This window comes from Rhodobacter aestuarii (genome assembly GCF_900156655.1).
Taxonomy (GTDB): domain Bacteria; phylum Pseudomonadota; class Alphaproteobacteria; order Rhodobacterales; family Rhodobacteraceae; genus Rhodobacter; species Rhodobacter aestuarii.
In genome coordinates, this window is record NZ_FTOG01000007.1 from 26633 (window position 1) to 44570 (window position 17938).

General features: G+C 61.1%; 20 protein-coding genes. 7 read left to right on the top strand and 13 right to left on the bottom strand.

Annotated features, from left to right (window positions below; all coding sequences use genetic code 11):
* Positions 1 to 7: 7 nt before the first annotated feature.
* The 8 genes from rnc to folK all read right to left on the bottom strand — a co-directional run bounded on the left by rnc (position 8) and on the right by folK (position 6718).
* On the bottom strand, positions 8 to 691 hold the full coding sequence (gene rnc, locus BW967_RS10735) for a ribonuclease III (protein WP_076485082.1): 684 nt from the start codon (positions 689 to 691) through the stop codon (positions 8 to 10).
* Entirely contained in the window at positions 688 to 1485 is a 798-nt protein-coding gene (lepB, locus tag BW967_RS10740) for a signal peptidase I (RefSeq protein WP_076485083.1), read from the bottom strand. The genes rnc and lepB overlap by 4 nt, the downstream gene beginning before the upstream one ends.
* Positions 1486 to 1538: 53 nt before the next feature.
* Entirely contained in the window at positions 1539 to 1940 is a 402-nt protein-coding gene (gene acpS, locus BW967_RS10745) for a holo-ACP synthase (RefSeq protein ID WP_076485084.1), read from the bottom strand.
* 7 nt (positions 1941 to 1947) lie between these two features.
* Positions 1948 to 2691 (bottom strand): pyridoxine 5'-phosphate synthase, encoded by a 744-nt coding sequence (locus tag BW967_RS10750; protein ID WP_076485085.1) that lies wholly within the window; start codon positions 2689 to 2691, stop codon positions 1948 to 1950.
* 64 nt (positions 2692 to 2755) lie between these two features.
* Positions 2756 to 3511 carry a DUF2062 domain-containing protein gene (locus BW967_RS10755; protein WP_083952152.1) on the bottom strand — a complete coding sequence of 252 codons (756 nt, stop codon included), beginning with the start codon at positions 3509 to 3511 and terminating at the stop codon, positions 2756 to 2758.
* A 19-nt stretch (positions 3512 to 3530) separates the two neighbouring features.
* The gene (locus BW967_RS10760; protein ID WP_076485086.1) at positions 3531 to 5648 is read right to left on the bottom strand and encodes a RelA/SpoT family protein; all 2118 of its coding nucleotides are present in this window, start codon (positions 5646 to 5648) and stop codon (positions 3531 to 3533) included.
* Between the two features lie 24 nt (positions 5649 to 5672).
* Entirely contained in the window at positions 5673 to 6026 is a 354-nt protein-coding gene (gene rpoZ, locus BW967_RS10765; protein ID WP_076485087.1) for a DNA-directed RNA polymerase subunit omega, read from the bottom strand.
* 35 nt (positions 6027 to 6061) lie between these two features.
* A complete protein-coding gene (folK, locus tag BW967_RS10770; RefSeq protein WP_245826523.1) occupies positions 6062 to 6718 on the bottom strand; it encodes a 2-amino-4-hydroxy-6-hydroxymethyldihydropteridine diphosphokinase in 657 nt (218 codons plus the stop codon).
* Positions 6719 to 6817: 99 nt separating this feature from the next.
* Between folK and BW967_RS10775 the strand changes: the two genes are divergently transcribed.
* Positions 6818 to 7381, top strand: coding sequence for a LabA-like NYN domain-containing protein (locus BW967_RS10775; RefSeq protein ID WP_076485089.1), 564 nt, complete (start codon positions 6818 to 6820; stop codon positions 7379 to 7381).
* A gap of 61 nt (positions 7382 to 7442) precedes the next feature.
* Here BW967_RS10775 and BW967_RS10780 read toward each other — a convergent pair whose 3' ends face one another.
* On the bottom strand, positions 7443 to 8393 hold the full coding sequence (locus BW967_RS10780) for an L-threonylcarbamoyladenylate synthase (protein WP_076485285.1): 951 nt from the start codon (positions 8391 to 8393) through the stop codon (positions 7443 to 7445).
* A gap of 144 nt (positions 8394 to 8537) precedes the next feature.
* Here BW967_RS10780 and BW967_RS10785 point away from each other — a divergent pair, with 144 nt between their 5' ends.
* From BW967_RS10785 to BW967_RS10795, 3 genes are all read left to right on the top strand, one after another.
* Positions 8538 to 10220: an acyl-CoA dehydrogenase gene (locus BW967_RS10785; RefSeq protein WP_076485090.1), complete on the top strand. Its 1683-nt coding sequence runs from the start codon at positions 8538 to 8540 to the stop codon at positions 10218 to 10220.
* A complete protein-coding gene (locus BW967_RS10790) occupies positions 10217 to 11251 on the top strand; it encodes an MBL fold metallo-hydrolase (RefSeq protein WP_076485091.1) in 1035 nt (344 codons plus the stop codon). Before BW967_RS10785 ends, BW967_RS10790 begins: the two co-directional genes overlap by 4 nt.
* A 154-nt stretch (positions 11252 to 11405) precedes the next feature.
* Positions 11406 to 12032, top strand: a complete 627-nt coding sequence (locus BW967_RS10795) for a hypothetical protein (protein WP_076485092.1) — start codon at positions 11406 to 11408, stop codon at positions 12030 to 12032.
* 48 nt (positions 12033 to 12080) lie between these two features.
* Here BW967_RS10795 and BW967_RS10800 read toward each other — a convergent pair whose 3' ends face one another.
* Both BW967_RS10800 and BW967_RS10805 read right to left on the bottom strand, forming a co-directional pair.
* Complete coding sequence (locus tag BW967_RS10800; protein ID WP_076485093.1) at positions 12081 to 12422, bottom strand: AzlD domain-containing protein; 342 nt, start codon at positions 12420 to 12422, stop codon at positions 12081 to 12083.
* Entirely contained in the window at positions 12419 to 13153 is a 735-nt protein-coding gene (locus tag BW967_RS10805) for an AzlC family ABC transporter permease (protein ID WP_076485094.1), read from the bottom strand. The genes BW967_RS10800 and BW967_RS10805 overlap by 4 nt, the downstream gene beginning before the upstream one ends.
* An 86-nt stretch (positions 13154 to 13239) precedes the next feature.
* On the opposite strand from BW967_RS10805, the gene mobA reads away from it, so the two are divergent.
* The gene (mobA, locus tag BW967_RS10810) at positions 13240 to 13821 is read left to right on the top strand and encodes a molybdenum cofactor guanylyltransferase MobA (RefSeq protein WP_076485095.1); all 582 of its coding nucleotides are present in this window, start codon (positions 13240 to 13242) and stop codon (positions 13819 to 13821) included.
* A complete protein-coding gene (locus BW967_RS10815) occupies positions 13818 to 14402 on the top strand; it encodes a GNAT family N-acetyltransferase (protein ID WP_076485096.1) in 585 nt (194 codons plus the stop codon). Before mobA ends, BW967_RS10815 begins: the two co-directional genes overlap by 4 nt.
* A 10-nt stretch (positions 14403 to 14412) precedes the next feature.
* Here the strand turns inward: BW967_RS10815 and BW967_RS10820 are convergent, their stop codons facing one another.
* Together BW967_RS10820 and greA are read right to left on the bottom strand one after the other, a co-directional pair.
* A complete protein-coding gene (locus tag BW967_RS10820; protein WP_076485097.1) occupies positions 14413 to 15447 on the bottom strand; it encodes a hypothetical protein in 1035 nt (344 codons plus the stop codon).
* A 27-nt stretch (positions 15448 to 15474) separates the two neighbouring features.
* Positions 15475 to 15945, bottom strand: coding sequence for a transcription elongation factor GreA (gene greA, locus BW967_RS10825; RefSeq protein WP_076485098.1), 471 nt, complete (start codon positions 15943 to 15945; stop codon positions 15475 to 15477).
* A 258-nt stretch (positions 15946 to 16203) separates the two neighbouring features.
* On the opposite strand from greA, the gene BW967_RS10830 reads away from it, so the two are divergent.
* Positions 16204 to 17850: an electron transfer flavoprotein-ubiquinone oxidoreductase gene (locus BW967_RS10830; protein ID WP_076485099.1), complete on the top strand. Its 1647-nt coding sequence runs from the start codon at positions 16204 to 16206 to the stop codon at positions 17848 to 17850.
* The last annotated feature ends 88 nt before the right edge of the window (positions 17851 to 17938 follow it).

Below are 17938 nucleotides of genomic sequence, written 5' to 3' on the forward strand. Positions count from 1 at the left end.
GGGCGGCTTAGCCCTGTTCCAGCCGCGCTAGCAGCGCCTTGGCGGCAGCTTGTTCGGCTTGGCGTTTGGAGCCAGCCACGGCCTCTTCGCTATCGCCTGAGTCGAGTTGCACGGCGATGCGAAACTTGGGCGCGTGGTCGGGGCCGTCGCGGCCAAGCGTTTCATAGCGCGGCGGGGCCATGCCGCGCGCCTGCGCCCATTCTTGCAGCGCGGTTTTCGGGTCACGGGCATCTTGTTCGACCGTGTCGATACGCTTGCCCCAAAGCCGCAGCACAAGCGCCTTGGCGACCTCAAACCCGGCGTCCAGATAGACGGCGGCAATCACCGCCTCCATCGCATCGCCCAAAAGCGCTTCCTTGCGGCGCCCGCCTGACATCATTTCAGAACGGCCGAGTTTGAGCACCGCGCCAAGGTCGATCTCGCGCGCGACGGCGGCGCAGGTTTCTTTGCGCACCAGCGCGTTGAAGCGCGGCGCAAGTTGGCCCTCAGAGGCGGCACGGTCGGCGCGAAACAGCGCCTCCGCCATCGAAAGCCCCAACACCCTGTCGCCCAGAAATTCCAGCCGCTGGTTGTCGGGCCGGGTCGGGGAGCCCAGCGAAGAATGCGTGAGCGCCCGCACCAGAATTTCTGGTTTTTCAAAGCTATGGCCGAGCCGCGTCATGAACGCGGCGAGATCCGCCGAGACCTTCATTCAACCGCCTTGAAGAACCGATCCGACCGCCAGGTCCAGAAGTAGAAGAGCGATTTGCCCGCCGAAGAGAACATCACCCGGTCGGCGCGGCCCACCAGATATTCCGCCGGCACAAAGCCCACGCCGCCAATGCTTTGCGGGAAGCGGCTGTCTTCGGAATTGTCGCGGTTGTCGCCCATGAAGAAGTAATGGCCTTCGGGCACGGTGAAGACCGGCGTATCATCGGCGCGACCGCCATTGATGATGTTCAGAATGTCGTGGCTCACGCCATTCGGGAGCGTTTCGATCTGGCGCGGCTTGATGCAATCGGCGCCTTCGCCCACCGGCTCATTGGCGCAGCGCGGGCGGCCCCCTTGCGGACCTTGCGGCTCATAGGTTTCGACGAATTGGCCACCGTCTTGCAGCTTCACCGGCGTGCCGTTGATGTGCAAAATGCCCCGCACCATCTGGATTTTGTCACCCGGCAAACCGATCAGCCGTTTGATGAAGTCGACGTTCTTGGTTGGGTGGCGAAACACCACCACATCGCCGCGTTCGGGCTCAGAGGCGAAGATCCGCCCCTCGACCGGGCAGGGCGAGAAATCTGGCCCTGCGAAGGGGCAAGAATAGCGCGAATAGCCATAGGCCATTTTGTTGACGAAGAGGAAGTCGCCGATCAGCAGCGTGTCCTTCATCGAGCCCGAGGGAATCCAGAACGGCTGGAAGAAAAGGGTACGAAAGACCCCGGCAATCACCAGCGCCCAAAACAGGGTGCGGAGGGTTTCGCCGATGCCGCCTTCGGATTTGCTGGCCATGCTCTGCCTCTTCTTAAAAACTTTGCCTTCCTTGGCGCGTCACGGGGATCAAGTCAAGGAAGCGGGCGGGCCTCGATCACTACGAAAGCTTGTGCCCAAGGGTGATCATCGGTGAGTGTGACATGCACGATGGCCTCATGGCCTTCGGGGGTCATTTTGGCGAGCCGCTCTGCGGCCCAGCCGGTCAGTTCCATGATCGGTTGACCCGTTGGCAGATTGACCACCGCCATGTCTTTCCATGAGATGCCCATCGCAAGCCCGGTGCCCAAGGCCTTGGAACAGGCCTCTTTTGCGGCCCATCGCTTGGCATAGGTGCCCGGCGTATCGGCGCGGCGTTCGGCTTTGGCGATTTCGGTGGGGGTGAAGACGCGGTGCCGAAAACGGTCGCCGAACCGCTCCAGCGTTCCGGCGATGCGTTCGATATTTGCAAGGTCAGAGCCGATGCCAAGGATCATGCGTTGCTCACGCCCGAGCTGCGTCCATCAGCCGCCGCATTTCCGCAATTGCCGGGCCAAGCCCGATGAAGACCGACTCGGCAATCAGGAAATGGCCGATGTTGAGTTCGGCAATTTCCGGGATTTCGGCAATCGGCATCACGGTTTCATAGGTCAGCCCGTGACCCGCATGGACCTCTAGGCCAAGGCTGGCAGCGAGCGCCGCGCCTTTGCGCAAAGCGGCAAGCTCGGCATCGCGTTCGGCGAATTTGCCTGCGTAATGCAGGTCGCAATAATGGCCCGTATGCAGTTCCACCACAGCCGCCCCAATCGCGGCAGAGGCCTCAATCTGGCGCGGATCAGGGGCGATGAACATCGACACCCGCGCCCCCGCCTGACGCAGTGGCGCGATATAGGCGGTGAGCCGCGCCTGATCTTTGATCACGTCGAGCCCGCCTTCGGTGGTGCGCTCTTGGCGCTTTTCCGGCACAAGGCAGACAGCATGGGGTTTGGTCGCAACGGAAATGCGCTGCATTTCTTCGGTTGCCGCCATTTCGAAGTTGAGCGGAATGCGCAAATTGGCCTTCAGTTCCGCCATGTCGGCATCCGAGATATGGCGGCGGTCTTCGCGTAAATGCGCGGTGATCCCATCGGCCCCGGCCTCTTGTGCCAAAAGCGCTGCGCGCAAGGGGCTTGGATAGGACGCGCCGCGGGCATTGCGCAGCGTGGCCACATGGTCGATGTTGACGCCAAGGCGGATCGAACGGGTCATTGGGGCCTCCGGGGGATCATTGGCGCCACTATGCCCAAAGCTTTGCGCAGAGGGAAGATGCCGCTTAGCCACGCCCCGGTTCGTGATCGGTTTTATCGTTGTTTTCGACGGCTTCGTTCGACTGGATCTTCTGCGGCGCAACCAAGGCGCCCTCGGGTGCACATTCCACAGGCTCAGCTTCAACGGTTTTGCGTTGTGGCAGCTTCGCTTTAAGCTTCGCAAGCCGTGCCTTCAGCCGCAATTTGCGTGCTTTTTGATAGGCCGTCACCAGTGGCAGCGCGATGTAATAGCCAATAGCCCCGGCAACCGTTCCCATGACCACACCGCCCAGAAGATAGGGCAAGAAGATGTCATAGAAAAATTCGGACATCCCGCTCCATTGCGTCGGGGCGCTGGTGAAAATGGCGATCAGATTGTGGCGTGTATCGACAAAGGCTTGGGCAAAGATATCTAGCAGCCCTTCGGCATGGCTCGCATCATAGCTTTCCCATGTCATCCAGTGGCCAAGCTTGATGGCGCTTAGCGCGATCAGCGGGAAGGTCAGCGGATTGCCGATCACCGTCGCAAAGAGCGAGGCCAGCACATTGCCGCGGAAAAGCTTGGCCAGCACAGCCGCCACAATCAGGTGAATGCCAAAAAGCGGCGTGAAGGACACGAAGATACCGATGAAGATACCGCGGGCAATCCGGTGCGGCGGGTCGGGCAGACGGTTCAGTCGGTGGCGAATATAAGTAAAAGCCCGCCCCCAGCCGCCGCGCGGCCAAAGCGAGTCTCGCAGCACCGCCTGCCAGCTGCGCTTGTTTCGCCTCTTGAAAACCACGTCTTCCCTTCCGCCCCCATCAGGGCTTGCGCGCCAGATCTCGCCAGCGTTCCACCTGCGCAACATCTGATTCTGCCTCAAGGGCTGTCAGAAGTCTGTGCAGGTGTTCGGCATCGCGTAACTCGACCTCTACGACAAGCGAGTAAAAGTCTGGTTTGCGATCGACAAAATTCAGGTCGGAAATGTTGGCTTTTTGCGCGCCGATCAGCGTGCAGATATGGCCAAGCACCCCGGCATCATTCGAGATCGTGAGCTTGAGCGAAACCGAATAGGCGGGCGGGTGTTCGCCCTCTTGCCAATGCAGGTCCACCCAGCGTGCGGGCTGGTCTTCAAATTCTTCAAGCGCGGGGCAGTCGATCGCATGGATCACCACGCCCTGACCGCGATAGGTGATGCCGACGATTCGCTCGCCCGGCAGCGGATGGCAGCAGGCGGCGCGGCGGAAGCTTTGGTCCGCGCCAAGCCCAAGCACAGCGCGGCTGGGTTCAATCGTGGCCGGGCCGCGCGTTGCAAGTTCGGGATAGAGTGTTTCCACCACTTCGCGCGCAGTAATTTCGGCAGAGCCAAGCTGGGCCAGAAGCTCGGTTTCATCCGGCAGGCCCAAGGTTTTGGCCGCCGTGCGCAAGGCTTTGTCGGAGACTTTGCGGCCAATATGCTCAAAGGCCACCCGCGCGAGCTCGGTGCCGAGTTTGACAAACCGGCCTCGGTCTTCTTCACGTAGGCTTTTGCGGATCGACGCTTTGGCGCGACCGGTGGCCACAATATCAAGCCAAGTGGGCTGCGGGCGCTGACCTGCGGCGGTGATCACCTCGACCGATTGGCCGTTTTTAAGCCGGGTCCACAGCGGCACGCGAATGCCGTCCACCTTCGCGCCCACGCAGGAATTGCCGATCCGGGTGTGGATCGCATAGGCAAAGTCAATCGGCGTGGCGCCTTTGGGAAGTTTGATCACATCGCCCTTGGGCGTGAAGCAGAACACTTGGTCCGAATACATCTCGAGCTTGACGTTCTCGAGGAATTCGTCGTGATCGCCTTCGCCAAAGCGTTCATTGAGCGATTTCAGCCATTTGGCCGGATCCACGGCAAAGGGGTTCAGCGCGCGTTCGCCATCACGGTAGGACCAATGCGCGGCCACGCCCGCCTCGGCCACCTCGTGCATCTGCCGGGTCCGAATTTGCACCTCAACCCGTTTGCCATCGCGCCCCGACACCGTGGTGTGGATTGAGCGATAGCCGTTCGATTTCGGTTGGCTGATGTAATCTTTGAACCGCCCCGGCACCGAGCGCCAGCGCTGGTGAATGAGGCCAAGCACGGTGTAGCAATCCGCCACGTCTTGGGTGATGACGCGGAAGCCGTAAATATCGGACAGGCGCGAGAAGGTGAGGCTCTTCTCTTCCATCTTGCGCCAGATCGAATAGGGGCGTTTGGCGCGGCCAAAGACATCGGCCTCGACCCCCGCCTTTTCCAACTCATGGCGAATGTCGGCGGTGATCTGCGAGATCACATCGCCCGATTCCTTTTGCAAGGAAACGAAACGGCGAATGATCGAGGTGCGCGCCTCGTGGTTGAGCACTTTGAAGGCGAGGTCTTCCAACTCCTCGCGCATCCATTGCATCCCCATCCGGCCAGCGAGCGGCGCGAAAATCTCCATCGTTTCGCGTGCCTTTTGGGCCTGTTTTTCGGGGCGCATGGAGCGGATCGTGCGCATATTGTGCAAACGGTCGGCCAGCTTCACCAAGATCACCCGCAAGTCTTTCGACATCGCCATGAACAGCTTGCGGAAGTTTTCCGCCTGTTTCGTGGCGCTCGACGAAAGTTGCAGGTTGGTCAGCTTGGTGACGCCATCGACCAATTCGGCGATTTCATTGCCGAACATCGCTTCGACCTCGGTATAGGTCGAGCGGGTGTCTTCGATTGTGTCATGCAAAAGCGCGGTGACGATGGTGGCATCATCAAGCCGCTGCTCGGTCAAAATCGCCGCGACGGCGACGGGATGCGTAAAATAGGGCTCGCCCGAGTGGCGGAACTGCCCTTCATGCATCTGCAACCCATAGGCGTAAGCCCGGCGGATCAGATCAGCATTGCAGCGCGGGTTATAGTTGCGAACGAGCGCGATCAGGTCTTCGACGTCGATCATTCGCGCGCGCTCGCCCCCTTGGTCTTATTCGCGGCCTTGCGCGTCCATCAGCGCGCGCAGCATGCGCTCTTCGTCCATGTCGTCCGCTTTCGGACGGTCCACTTCACCCGACATCAGCATCGCCATCGAATCCTCTTCGGGTTCGTCGACTTCGATCTGGGTTTGGTTGCTTTCGATCAGGCGCTCGCGCAGATCGTCGGCCAGTTGGGTTTCTTCGGCGATTTCGCGCAGCGCGACCACCGGGTTCTTGTCATTGTCACGATCAATCGTGAGCGGGGCACCGGCGGCGACTTCGCGCGCACGATGGGCCGCGAGCATTACCAGCTCGAAGCGGTTCGGAACCTTGTCAACGCAGTCTTCAACCGTCACGCGGGCCATGATCATCTCCAGAAGAACGGGGAGGTGTGAACCGCCTACTTAGTCGCTTGATCCGGGCTTGACAAGCCGCCCACTCCGCCAAACGGCGCAGAAAACGGCACAAGCGCGGCTTTTTCGGCCGGATCAAGGCTCTGCACCATTTCCTGCACGGTTTTGCCTGTTGCCGGATGGCGCCACAGCGGGGCGATTTCGGCGAGGGGAATCAGCACAAAAGCGCGATCCGCCAGCCGTGGATGCGGCAAAATCAATTGGTCTGGAGCTTCAGTCATTTGCTGTTCAAGCGGCAGGCCACGCCAATGGGCCTGTGCTTGCGGATCGGGCAGGATGGTTTGGCCGACGGCGATCAGGTCCAGATCAATGCCGCGCGCGCCCCAACGCTTTTCGCGCACCCGCCCAAGACGCGCCTCGACCCGATGTAGCGCAGCGAGGGTGGCTTCGGCGGGCAGCGTCGCTTCAAATACGGCACAGCCGTTCACATAGTCGGGGCCCGAACCGGCCGGAAATGCGGGTGAACGATAAAATCGGCTAATCGCCTTTAAGTTGAGCGCCTCTGAGCGCAAAAAATCCATAGCCGTCACAATGCTTTGTGCCGGTGACCCAACAAAACTTGGAAGATTCGCGCCGAAAGCAATAAAAAACGTGCTAGTATACATAAAGACAGATACCTTCCCCACTCGGCGCTTGTTATCCACGCGCTCTATCAGACGGTTTCTGCGGCGTATTGTGCATATCGATTTCCGCGTCAACCACTCGGCATAGGCCGCCGCGGAACCGATGGAAAGGACTTATTGATGTTTTACAAAGACGAACGTCTGGCGCTCTTTATCGACGGTTCGAATCTTTATGCGGCTGCCAAAGCGCTAGGATTCGACATCGATTACAAGCTCCTACGGCAAGAATTTGAACGCCGTGGTAAGCTGGTCCGGGCTTTCTACTACACAGCACTGCTTGAAAACGAGGAGTACTCCCCGATCCGCCCGCTGGTGGATTGGTTGCACTACAATGGCTACGCCATGGTGACCAAGCCGGCGAAGGAATACACTGATTCCATGGGCCGCCGGAAGGTGAAGGGCAACATGGATATCGAGCTGGCGGTCAATGCGATGGAACTCGCGCCGCGGCTTGATCATGCGGTTCTGTTCTCGGGCGACGGGGATTTCCGTCCGCTCGTGGAAGCGCTGCAACGCATGGGCGTGCGCGTTTCGGTTGTGTCCACGATCCGTAGCCAGCCGCCGATGATCGCCGATGAGTTGCGCCGTCAGGCCGACAATTTCATCGAGCTCGACGCGCTGCGTGACGTGATCGGGCGTCCGCCGCGTGAGCCGCGTGAAGGCGTTGAGACGGCGGAAGCCTGATCTCTTCTAAACAAATGCAAAAGGCGGCGGTCCACTCCCGCCGCCTTTTTGCATGGCGCGCTCAGTTACGCGGCGCAGCAGCGCGGCGTAGCCGGTCGTTGATGGCGCGACCAAGACCCGTTTCGGGGATTGGGGCAACCGCAATTGCGGTAGCGTTGCGCGCCGTTGCGAGCTTATCCGCGGCGCGCAGTGTAGCGAAAAGGGCCGCCGCAGCTTCAACCAAATCCGCCGTGGCGGAAAGCGTCAGATCGGCTTTCGGGCCTGAGCCAAAGCCGATGAACACTTCCCCATCACGCTTTTCCGTTGCGTTGAGCCGCACCGCTGCGCCGGGGGCGTAGTGTGAAGTCAGTTGGCCCGGGGCATTGGGCTTGGCCGCATTGCCACCGCTGGCCAAGGACGCGCCAAGCGCCTCTTCCAAGGTCTCTGCAGGCAGGCCACCGGGGCGCAGCATCGTGGGTGGATCAAGGGACAGGATTGTCGATTCAACGCCCACCGCGCAGGCCCCACCATCCAGCACCGCAGCGATCTTGCCCGACAGACCTTCCAGCACATGATGAGCTTCGGTTGGGCTGACTTTGCCGGATGGGTTGGCCGAAGGCGCGGCAAGCGGGCCGCCAAAGGTTTCCAAGAGCGCGCGGGCAAGGGGATGCGCGGGCATGCGCAAGGCCACCGTCTCAAGCCCCGCACTTACCAAATCCGAAATCCCAGCCTCTTTGCGCAGGGGCAAAACCAGTGTCAGCGGGCCGGGCCAAAACGCTTGCGCCAACGCCCGCGCTTGCGGGGTAAACACGGCAATCTCTTCCGCCATCGCCATATCGGCCACATGCACGATGAGCGGGTTGAATTGTGGCCGCCCTTTGGCGGCAAAAATCCCTGCAACGGCGGTTCCATTGCGTGCATCACCGCCAAGGCCATAGACCGTTTCGGTTGGGAAGGCGACCAACGCGCCTGCGTGCAACAGCGTGCTCGCGCGTGCCAGCCCTGCGGCATCGGCCCCCAGACGTTCGGTCATTTCCGGCATGGTCCTTTTGTGACGCTGCGTTGCAGTAGACGGAGCTTTCCCCTGCGGTAACCTGCCCCTGACTTCTGATTTCAGCACATACGCGCGCGAGGGCCATTTGCCAAGCGCGCCGCCGACCGCCTTGAGGAGACTGTCATGGCCTATCGCTCCCCCGTTGCCGATATTCGCTTCATTCTCGACAAGGTGGTGCCGCTTGCGCCGGTGGCGGCCACCGAGCGCTTTGCCGAGGCCACGGGGGATACCGTGGAAGCGGTTTTGCTTGAGGCGGGGAAACTCTGTGATGAGGTGATGGCGCCGCTTTTGCGCGCGGGGGATTTGCATCCCGCCAAGCTGGAAAACGGTGTGATGCGCACCAGCCCCGGCTTCAAAGACGCTTATGCGCAAATTGCCGAGGGGCATTGGGTTGCCGTGGCGGCGTCGCATGAGTTTGGCGGGATGGGGTTGCCGCAAACTCTGTGCGTTGCGATCAACGATATGATGTCGGGGGCCAACCTTGCGCTGCAACTCAAGCCGCTTTTGACCCAGGGCCAGATCGAGGCGCTGGAGCACCACGCCAGCGATACGTTGAAAGCGCTTTACCTTCCCAAGCTGATTTCCGGTGAGTGGTCGGGCACGATGAACCTGACCGAACCGCAGGCGGGCTCAGATGTGGGGGCGCTGCGCAGCAAGGCCGAGCCGTTGGGGGATGGCACCTATGCGATCACCGGGCAGAAGATTTTCATCTCTTGGGGTGATAGCGACATGGTGGAGAACGTCTGCCACCTTGTTTTGGCGCGGCTTCCCGATGCGGTGCCGGGCACCAAAGGGATTTCGCTTTTCATGGTGCCGAAGTTTCTCCCCGATGCGGCGGGCAATCCGGGCACGGCGAACAGCCTCAAGGTCGTGTCGCTTGAGCATAAAATGGGCCTGCATGGCTCCCCCACTTGCGTGATGAGCTTTGAAGGCGCGACCGGCTGGCTGGTGGGGGAACCCGGTAAAGGCATGGCAGCCATGTTCACGATGATGAACAACGCGCGGCTGGCCGTCGGCGTGCAAGGCATTGGCGTGGCCGAGGGCGCTTATCAAAAGGCGCTCGCCTATGCGCAAGAGCGGGTGCAATTCGCGCCCATTATTGAACATGCGGATGTTCGCCGGATGCTTGCAGAAATGCGTGCAGATATCTTTGCCGCGCGCTCCATCGCGCTCGCTTGTGCGGTGGCGCTGGATATGGGCCGTGCGACGGGCGAGGCCGATTGGCATGCCCGCGCCGCGCTTTTGACCCCGATTGCCAAGGCCTATGGCACCGATGTGGGCATCCATGTCGCCGATCAGGGTATCCAGGTGCATGGCGGCATGGGCTTTGTGGAAGAAACGGGCGCCGCGCAATATCTGCGCGATGTCCGCGTGACGGCGATTTATGAAGGCACCAATGGCATTCAGGCGATGGATCTTGTGGGCCGCAAAATGATGGACGATGGCCGCGCCGCGTTCCGTCTTTTGCAAGAGGTGGAAGATGCCGCAAAAGCCGCGCGCGAAACCCTGCCCGATCTGGCAGAAGCCGTTTGGCAAGCCGCTGAAACCATGCGCGAAGCGACCGAGGGCCTGATCGCCCAAGGCACGCAAGATCGGTTTGCGGGGGCGGTGCCCTATCTGCGCGCCTTCGCGCGGGTGTTGGGGGCGCATTACCATTTGAAAGCGGCCCTTGCCGACGAGGTGCGCGCAAAATTGGCGGCGGTTTATATTCGCCGGATTTTGCCGCAGACGGAGGCTGATCTCGCATCTGTGCGGGCGGGGGCGGTTGACCTTTACGCGCTTTCGCCTGAAGACCTCGGGGCATGAAAACAAAGAACGGCCTGAGCTACCCGATTGAAACCCCGCCCGCTTTTGGTGACACGATCGAGGTCGCCGAAGGGGTCTTGTTGTTGCGCTTGCCGCTGCCGCTCGCGCTGGATCACGTCAATGCTTATGCGCTTGATGATGGCGATGGCTGGACGCTTGTCGATCCTGGGATGAATGCGAGCGCCTGCCTTGAGGCGCTAAGCCGCGCGCTGGATGGCCCGCTTTCCGGCAAGCCCGTTCGCCGGGTGATCGTGACGCATTACCACCCCGATCATATTGGTCTTGCGGGCTGGTTGCAGGCGCGCGGGGCCGAGCTTTGGACCACCCGCACCAGTTGGTTGTTTGCCCGGATGCTTTGCCTTGATGAGCAAGCGCTGCCGGTGCCCGAGACCATAGATTTCTGGCGCGCAGCGGGCATGGACCCGGTGTTGCTTGAGTTTCGCGCGACAGAGCGCCCCTTCAACTTTGCCGATTGCGTGCACCCTTTGCCGCTTGGGTTCCGCAATATGGCCGAGGGGGATGTGATCCGCGCGGCGGGCCGCAATTGGCGGGTGCGGATCGGGCAGGGCCATGCGCCCGATCATGCGACCCTGTGGAGCGAGGATGACGGGCTGATCTTGGGCGGCGATCAGCTTTTGCCCTCAATCTCGGCCAATCTGGGTGCCTATGCTTCCGAACCCTTGGCCGATCCGGTAGCGGATTGGATCGAAAGCTGCCGTGCCTTCCAGCCCCATGCGCGCGAAGATCACTTGGTTTTGCCGGGCCACAAGTTGCCGTTCTACGGCCTGCCGCTCCGCCTGCGCCAAATGATCGACAATCACGAAGGTGCACTTGCGCGCTTGCGCACGCGTTTGGCGGAGCGTCCGCATACGGCGGTGGAGTGTTTCCCGGTGCTGTTCAAACGCGAGATCGGCATGTCCGAATATGGGCTCGCACTGGTGGAAGCCGTGGCGCATTTGAACCACCTCTATCTGCGCGGTGAAATTAAGCGCGAAATGCGCGAGGGTGTCTCTTACTGGAGCCCTGTCTAGTTTCGCCGTGCCCCGGCGTTGCCCAGACGGAACACCTGCGCATTTTCTCGGTCCTTTCAGACGGGCGGCGGTTGTCTTTGCGCTGTCGTCCGTGTTTCACGCGAGCAAGGCATGGTCTGCGCATCATGCGATATTCTTGTGGGAGATTGGGCAGATGCGCCGACTTTTCATCTGTATGACGGCCCCTGTGGCACTGGCCGCTTGTGGTGCGGAGCCGGTTTGGGCGCCGGATGAGGCGGTGCAAGCGGCGCATTATTCCACAGGCAAGCCGCCTTCGGTGACGCTTTTTACGGTGATTGGCACGACCACCGGCGCAGGCGGGCATTCGGCGCTGATGATCGACGGGTCCGAGCGCGTGATCTTTGATCCGGCCGGGACTTGGAAGCACCCGACTGTACCAGAGCGCAATGACGTCGATTACGGCATCACCGATCAGATGTATAAATTCTACATCGACTATCATTCGCGTGAGACGTGGTTCGTGCGTGAACAAACTCTGCCTGTCTCGCCCGCGATTGCCGAGGCGCTGATTGACCGGGTGGAAGCCAACGGCGCCGTTGCGAAAATGATGTGCGCCAATGAAACCTCGGCCATTTTGCGCGATATTCCGGGCTTTGAAAGCATCCCGCAAACCACCTCGCCCGTGAAACTGTCAAAAGCCTTTGGTCAGTTGCCGGGTGTGGTGACCGATGATCATTATGACAATGATCCCGACGACAATTCGGGCGTGCTGATGATTCAGGCCGAGCCGTTCATACACGGTACGAACCTGCCCTATTAAGCGTTCCGCTTGGGGCAAAGCGCGCGGGCCAAGCGTTTGCGCGCCTTTTTAGCCGACCAGCCAGAGCGCCACGTATAGCGTGGCAAGCCCACCCAGAATCGCCGCAAATGTGTTGCGGGAGACAAGCCCCACTCCCACTGTGGCAGCGGCGGCGGCAAGGCGTGCGGGGTCGGGCTGCCCTCCGGTGGCAGAGGGCCAAAGAACGAGCGGGGCGACCAGCCCCGGCAGCACCGCGACGGCGGTGTAGCGCAGATAGCGTAGCGCCCATTCGGGCAGCGGTCGGTTGCCGATCAGCCCCAAGAATGAGTAACGCAAAAAGAAGGTGCCAACGCCAAGCGCGAGGATGATCACCCATGTGATCGGCGCGCCGTAATATTCTGCTGTGGTCATTGCAGCGCCCTCCGCTTGGTCAGCCAAAGCTCGGTTTGTGCGCCTGCGACCATTGCCAAAAGCGCCGCGATGATCAGCCCGGTGCCGGCGGGCAAAAAGGCCAGCACCAGCGCCATGATCACAGAGACTGCCGCCGCGACCAGATGCGGGATCGAGCGCAGCATCGGCGCGATCATCGCCAAAAACGTCACCGGAACGGCAAAATCGAGCGCAAAGGCGGGCGGGATCGCTTTGCCCAAGAGCGCCCCCACAAGGGTGGAGCTATACCAAAGCGGCACGATCGGCGTGCAGGCGCCGGTGTAATAGGTCAGTTTCGCGGCCAAGCTTTGCTTGGGGGCGCGGTTGTAATCCGCATCGGCCAGCGCAAAAGCCTGATCGACCATCGAATAGGCCACAAATGCGCGTTGCCAGGTCGATGCCGCGCCCAGATGCGGGGCCAGCGAGGCGGAATACATTGCCATCCGCAGGTTCACCGCAAGTGCTGCCAAAATCACCATCACCGTGCTGGCGTGATCATTCATCAACTGCACGGCGGTAAATTGCGAGGCGCCCGCGATCACCAGAACGGAAAAGCCCATTACCTCCAGCAGGTCAAAGCCCGCCTCGTTGCCAGCGACCCCAAACAACAGGCCAAAAGGCGCGATCACCAAAATGAAGGGCAAAGCCTGCCGAAATCCGCGCCAATAGGCGACGGAGAGCGGTCCAGCAGGCGCGGAGGGCGTGTTGGTCATGGTGGGGCTTGCTCGTTGGAGTGCAATAGGCGAGTTCTAGGGGGCGAAGGCTGCGCCGCCAAGGGCGCGATTGTATCGGGGGCAATATGCGCATTGCAGGGCTGGTGCTGGCAGGTGGGTCTGGGCAACGTATGGGCGCGGAAAAGGCGCTCATTACGCTTGGGGGGCAAACGCTACTCTCCCATGTGGTGGCGCGGCTCGCGCCACAGGTCAAGGTGCTGGCTTTGTCGGCCAATGGCGATCCGGCGCGATTTGACGATTTGGGCTTGCCGGTCTTGGCCGACCCAGAATCCGAATTGGGCGCGGGGCCGATGGTGGGGGTGCGTGCCGGGTTGCGCTGGGCCGATGCCGAAGGCGCACAAGCCTTGGTCACCGTGGCGGTGGATACGCCCTTTTTGCCGACCAATCTTGCGGTGCGTTTGCTCGCCACAGGCGGGGCGGCATATGCAAAAAATGCAGGACGCGCGCATTACACGGCGGCGCTTTGGTTGACCGCAGACTTGGCCCGCTTTGATCGGTTGTTTGAGACGGGGGAGCGGCGGATGCGTCCCTACCTTGAAGGCGCGCATGTGGTCGACTTTCCCGGCACGCCGGACCCATTCACCAATATCAATACCCAAGCCGATCTGGCGCGGGCGGAAGCGGCGCTGGGCGGGGGCGCGGTGTGAAGATATTGCTGCGCCACGGGCTGGAGCCTGCGCAGCGTGCACAGGCGGCAGGGCTGTATTGGCGCGCTTTTGGTGGAAAACTGGGCCGGGTGATCGGGCCAGAGGCGAAGGCGCTGCGCTATATCGAGCGGGTGATTGACCCGGCGCATGTGATCGCGGCAACCGATGAAGCGGGCCGGGTGCTCGGCGTGGTGGGCTTTCGCACCCCGCAAGGCTCTTTCGTGGCCGGAACGCGCGAGGATCTGGTCGCGGTCTATGGTCGCTTTGGGGCGCTATGGCGAGCCTTTGCTTTGGCAATCTTGGCACAAGACTTGCCCGATCAGACGGTGTCGATTGATGGGCTGGCTGTTGCCGAAGAGGCGCGCGGCCTTGGGCTCGGTGGCGCGCTGATGAAAACACTTTGCGAGCAAGCACAGGCACAGGGTTTTGGCAAAGTCCGGCTCAATGTGGTGGGCGAGAACCTGCGCGCGCGCGAACTTTATGACCGGCTCGGCTTTGCCGTGACCGGGCGGGTGGACCGCTGGATCACGGCCGCGCTTTACGGCTATCGCACCGTGGTGGAGATGGAGCGGCAGGTGTGATCGGCGGAGCTTAGTCGAAAGTGCCGGTCACGCGACCCAGCAACATGAATGCCCGTGCGGTGCGGGTTTCGGCCAATTCCGCCACCTCCTGATCGGTGGCGTTTTGTTCAAACTCCACAAAGGTCCGGTCGAACTGGCGCAGGAAATGGTGCGCCGCATCGCGAAAGATCGTATCGGTGCGCATACGGCCCGCCGTCAGCGCCAGCGAGGACCGATCGCGCACACCGCCAAGCGCGGCGATTTCGCGGCCTCGCTCGCCTTGGGCAAAGCGGCGCCACAGCTCGGGCCGGGCGCGGTCGGGTTTCAGGTCATCCATATAGATGCCATCTTGCGCGAGCAGGTTCAGCACATCTTGGGCGGCACGCAACAGCTTCGCCATGGTGCGGTTTTCAAGCGCGCGGCGCAGGGCCCGGAAGCCCTCTTTATCCTCGGCATTATCGGGGAATTGCATCGCACGGATGAAATCTGCCATCGACACCGGCGGGGCCAATTCTTCTGCCGGGGTGCCAAGCGCGAGCGTGGGCTGATCATCGACAGGGGCGGCGGGTTTGGGGGGCACCAGCGCGGCCTTGCGGTCGGCCGAGGGTTGCACCGCCCCATGGTCGCGACGCGACGAAAACGTGGCGAGCGCGGTTTCGGCCTGACGTGCGGCCATCGCCACCTCATCAAGCTTTTTCTCAAGCGCTTGGCCCGCTCCGCTGCGCACTTGGTTTTGCGACACCCAAGCGGCCCGCATCGCTTCGACCGAGGCGCGCAGTGCCTGCGCTTCGGCGCGCATTTCACGCGCGGTGCGGGTGGTGATGGCCGCGACCCAGATCATCACAATGGGCAGCACAATGCCGACAAGCGTCAAAATCACCGAGGCCGCATCTAGGCCGGCCTCGGAGCTGCCGTGAGGAACAAACACCCAAAACGCCCCGACCATGCCAAGCCAGACCGCGCTCAGGCCAAGCGCAATCCATTCGGTGCGCGAGGTGCGCGCCGCGGGACTATCCGGCATCACGCCGGGGTCAGGATGCTTACGGTCCGGTCCGGGCTCGCCCATGACTGCCCACCTTCACCTTTCCTTCGGTCAGACGAACTTCACCGAGAGGATCTCGTAGCTGCGTTGACCGCCGGGCGTGCGCACATCGACGCTGTCACCCTCGTCTTTGCCAATAAGCGCGCGCGCAATCGGTGATTTGATGTTCAAGAGCCCGCGCTCCAGATCGGCTTCATGTTCGCCGACAATCTGATAGGTGCGCTCTTCATCGGTGTCTTCGTCCACCAAAGTCACCGTGGCACCGAATTTGACCGAGCCAGAAAGTTTGGTCGGGTCGATCACCTCGGCGCGGCCAAGGATCGCTTCAAGCTCTTTGATCCGGCCCTCGACAAAGCTCTGCTTTTCACGCGCGGCGTGATATTCGGCGTTTTCCGACAGGTCGCCATGTTCGCGCGCTTCGGCAATCGCCTTAATCACAGAGGGGCGCTCGACCGTTTTCAACGTCTTGAGTTCTTCGTCGAGCACTGTGTACCCGGCGCGAGTCATCGGTATCTTTTCCATGGAGGCCCTTGACCTGTTGTGGCTTGCACTTGTTTTGCGCTTCACGAAGGTAAATCCGCCAAGCGGGTCCGGTGTCAAGGGCCGGGGGCGTTTTTCGGCGATAGGGCGCCGCTGGCGTGCACGCAAATTCCCGCCACTTGTTGCTGCATCTGCGAAAGAATCTTGCTTTGCGGTGCGGCGTTACAATTGCTTCAAACCGGTAGTTAAGCTACCACGTTGCGCGGAGCACGCGATTTTGAAGGCTGAAGGGAACTCGAGATGTCCGAGATCGAACGCGAGTCGATGGAATACGATGTGGTGATCGTGGGGGCTGGGCCCTCCGGTCTGTCGGCGGCGATCCGTCTCAAGCAGATCGACCCGGATCTGAACGTTGTCGTGTTGGAAAAAGGCTCCGAAGTTGGCGCGCATATCCTTTCTGGTGCGGTGCTCGACCCCAGCGGTCTTGATGCGCTGATCCCGGATTGGAAATCCAAAGGTGCCCCGATCAAAACCCCGGTGAAGGAAGACAAGTTCTACCTTCTGAGCGGTGATGGGCACATGAATATCCCGCATTGGCCGATGCCCAAGCTGATGTCGAATCACGGCAACTACATTGTCTCGATGGCGAATGTCTGCCGCTGGCTCGCCGAACAGGCCGAGGAACTGGGCGTCGAAATTTTCCCGGGCATGTCGTGCTCGCAAATCGTGTGGGATGGCAACCGCGTCGCCGGTGTTGTGGCGGGCGAAATGGGCTTGGCCTCGGACGGCACCCCCGGCCCGAACTATGAACCGGGCATGGAGCTTTTGGGCAAATATGTCTTCTTGTCCGAAGGCGTGCGCGGCTCGCTCAGCAAAGAAGTGATCGCCAAGTTCAACCTGTCTGAGGGCAAATGCCCGCAGAAATTCGGGCTTGGCATGAAAGAAATCTGGGAAATCGACCCCAAGAAGCACAAAGAGGGTTCGGTGACCCACACGATGGGCTGGCCGCTTGACCATAATGCGGGCGGCGGGTCGTTCATCTACCACATTGAGAATAATCAGGTTTACATCGGCTTCGTGGTCCACCTGAACTACGAAAACCCCTATCTCTACCCCTATATGGAGTTCCAGCGCTTCAAACATCACCCGATGGTGGCGGAGCTTTTGGAAGGCGGCAAACGTGTGGCCTATGGCGCGCGCGCGATCTCCGAAGGTGGCTGGCAGTCGATCCCGAAACTGACCGCGCCGGGTGTGGTGCTTTTGGGCTGCTCGGCGGGGCTGGTGAACGTGCCGCGCATCAAGGGCAACCATAATGCCATGCTCTCGGGCATCGCTGCGGCCAATGCGGCGGCGGCGGCGATCAAGGCCGGGCGTGAGGGCGACGAGCTGACCGCCTATGAAGACGATCTGCGCTCTGGCCCGATTGCGAAAGACCTTAAACCCGTTCGCAACGTCAAACCGATCTGGTCGTGGTGGGGGATCTGGGCTTCGATGGCGCTCGGTGGTCTTGATATGTGGACCAACTCGCTCTTTGGCTTCTCGTTCTTTGGCACGCTCAAGCACAAAAAGACCGATGCGGCCCATACTGGCTTGGCCTCCAAATTCAAGCCGATCGACTATCCGAAACCCGATGGCAAATTGAGCTTTGATCGGCTGACCAACGTGAGCTTCTCTTTCACCAACCACGAAGAGAGCCAGCCGTGCCACCTGAAGCTGAAAGATCCGTCGGTGCCGATTTCGGTCAACTTGGCGAAATATGCCGAGCCGGCGCAGCGCTATTGCCCGGCAGGGGTCTATGAGGTGCTCGGCGAAGGTGCGGATGCGAAGTTCCAGATCAACTTCCAAAACTGCGTCCATTGCAAAACCTGCGACATCAAAGACCCGTCGCAGAACATCACATGGACCACGCCGCAAGGTGGCGACGGCCCGAACTACCCGAATATGTAAGACCTGCGTCACATCGACGTGTTGCGGGGGGAGCCATGGCTCCCCCCGATTGCATAGGGCGCCCTAGGTCGCTACCTTTCGGGCAACC

Coding starts and splice junctions, on each gene's coding strand:
- rnc (WP_076485082.1), bottom strand. CDS start 691: ATGAAGGTCTCGGCGGATCTCGCCGCGTTCATGACGCGGCTCGGCCAT.
- lepB (WP_076485083.1), bottom strand. CDS start 1,485: ATGGCCAGCAAATCCGAAGGCGGCATCGGCGAAACCCTCCGCACCCTG.
- acpS (WP_076485084.1), bottom strand. CDS start 1,940: ATGATCCTTGGCATCGGCTCTGACCTTGCAAATATCGAACGCATCGCC.
- BW967_RS10750 (WP_076485085.1), bottom strand. CDS start 2,691: ATGACCCGTTCGATCCGCCTTGGCGTCAACATCGACCATGTGGCCACG.
- BW967_RS10760 (WP_076485086.1), bottom strand. CDS start 5,648: ATGATCGACGTCGAAGACCTGATCGCGCTCGTTCGCAACTATAACCCG.
- rpoZ (WP_076485087.1), bottom strand. CDS start 6,026: ATGGCCCGCGTGACGGTTGAAGACTGCGTTGACAAGGTTCCGAACCGC.
- BW967_RS10775 (WP_076485089.1), top strand. CDS start 6,818: ATGTTTTACAAAGACGAACGTCTGGCGCTCTTTATCGACGGTTCGAAT.
- BW967_RS10780 (WP_076485285.1), bottom strand. CDS start 8,393: ATGACCGAACGTCTGGGGGCCGATGCCGCAGGGCTGGCACGCGCGAGC.
- BW967_RS10785 (WP_076485090.1), top strand. CDS start 8,538: ATGGCCTATCGCTCCCCCGTTGCCGATATTCGCTTCATTCTCGACAAG.
- BW967_RS10790 (WP_076485091.1), top strand. CDS start 10,217: ATGAAAACAAAGAACGGCCTGAGCTACCCGATTGAAACCCCGCCCGCT.
- BW967_RS10795 (WP_076485092.1), top strand. CDS start 11,406: ATGCGCCGACTTTTCATCTGTATGACGGCCCCTGTGGCACTGGCCGCT.
- BW967_RS10800 (WP_076485093.1), bottom strand. CDS start 12,422: ATGACCACAGCAGAATATTACGGCGCGCCGATCACATGGGTGATCATC.
- BW967_RS10805 (WP_076485094.1), bottom strand. CDS start 13,153: ATGACCAACACGCCCTCCGCGCCTGCTGGACCGCTCTCCGTCGCCTAT.
- mobA (WP_076485095.1), top strand. CDS start 13,240: ATGCGCATTGCAGGGCTGGTGCTGGCAGGTGGGTCTGGGCAACGTATG.
- BW967_RS10820 (WP_076485097.1), bottom strand. CDS start 15,447: ATGGGCGAGCCCGGACCGGACCGTAAGCATCCTGACCCCGGCGTGATG.
- greA (WP_076485098.1), bottom strand. CDS start 15,945: ATGGAAAAGATACCGATGACTCGCGCCGGGTACACAGTGCTCGACGAA.
- BW967_RS10830 (WP_076485099.1), top strand. CDS start 16,204: ATGTCCGAGATCGAACGCGAGTCGATGGAATACGATGTGGTGATCGTG.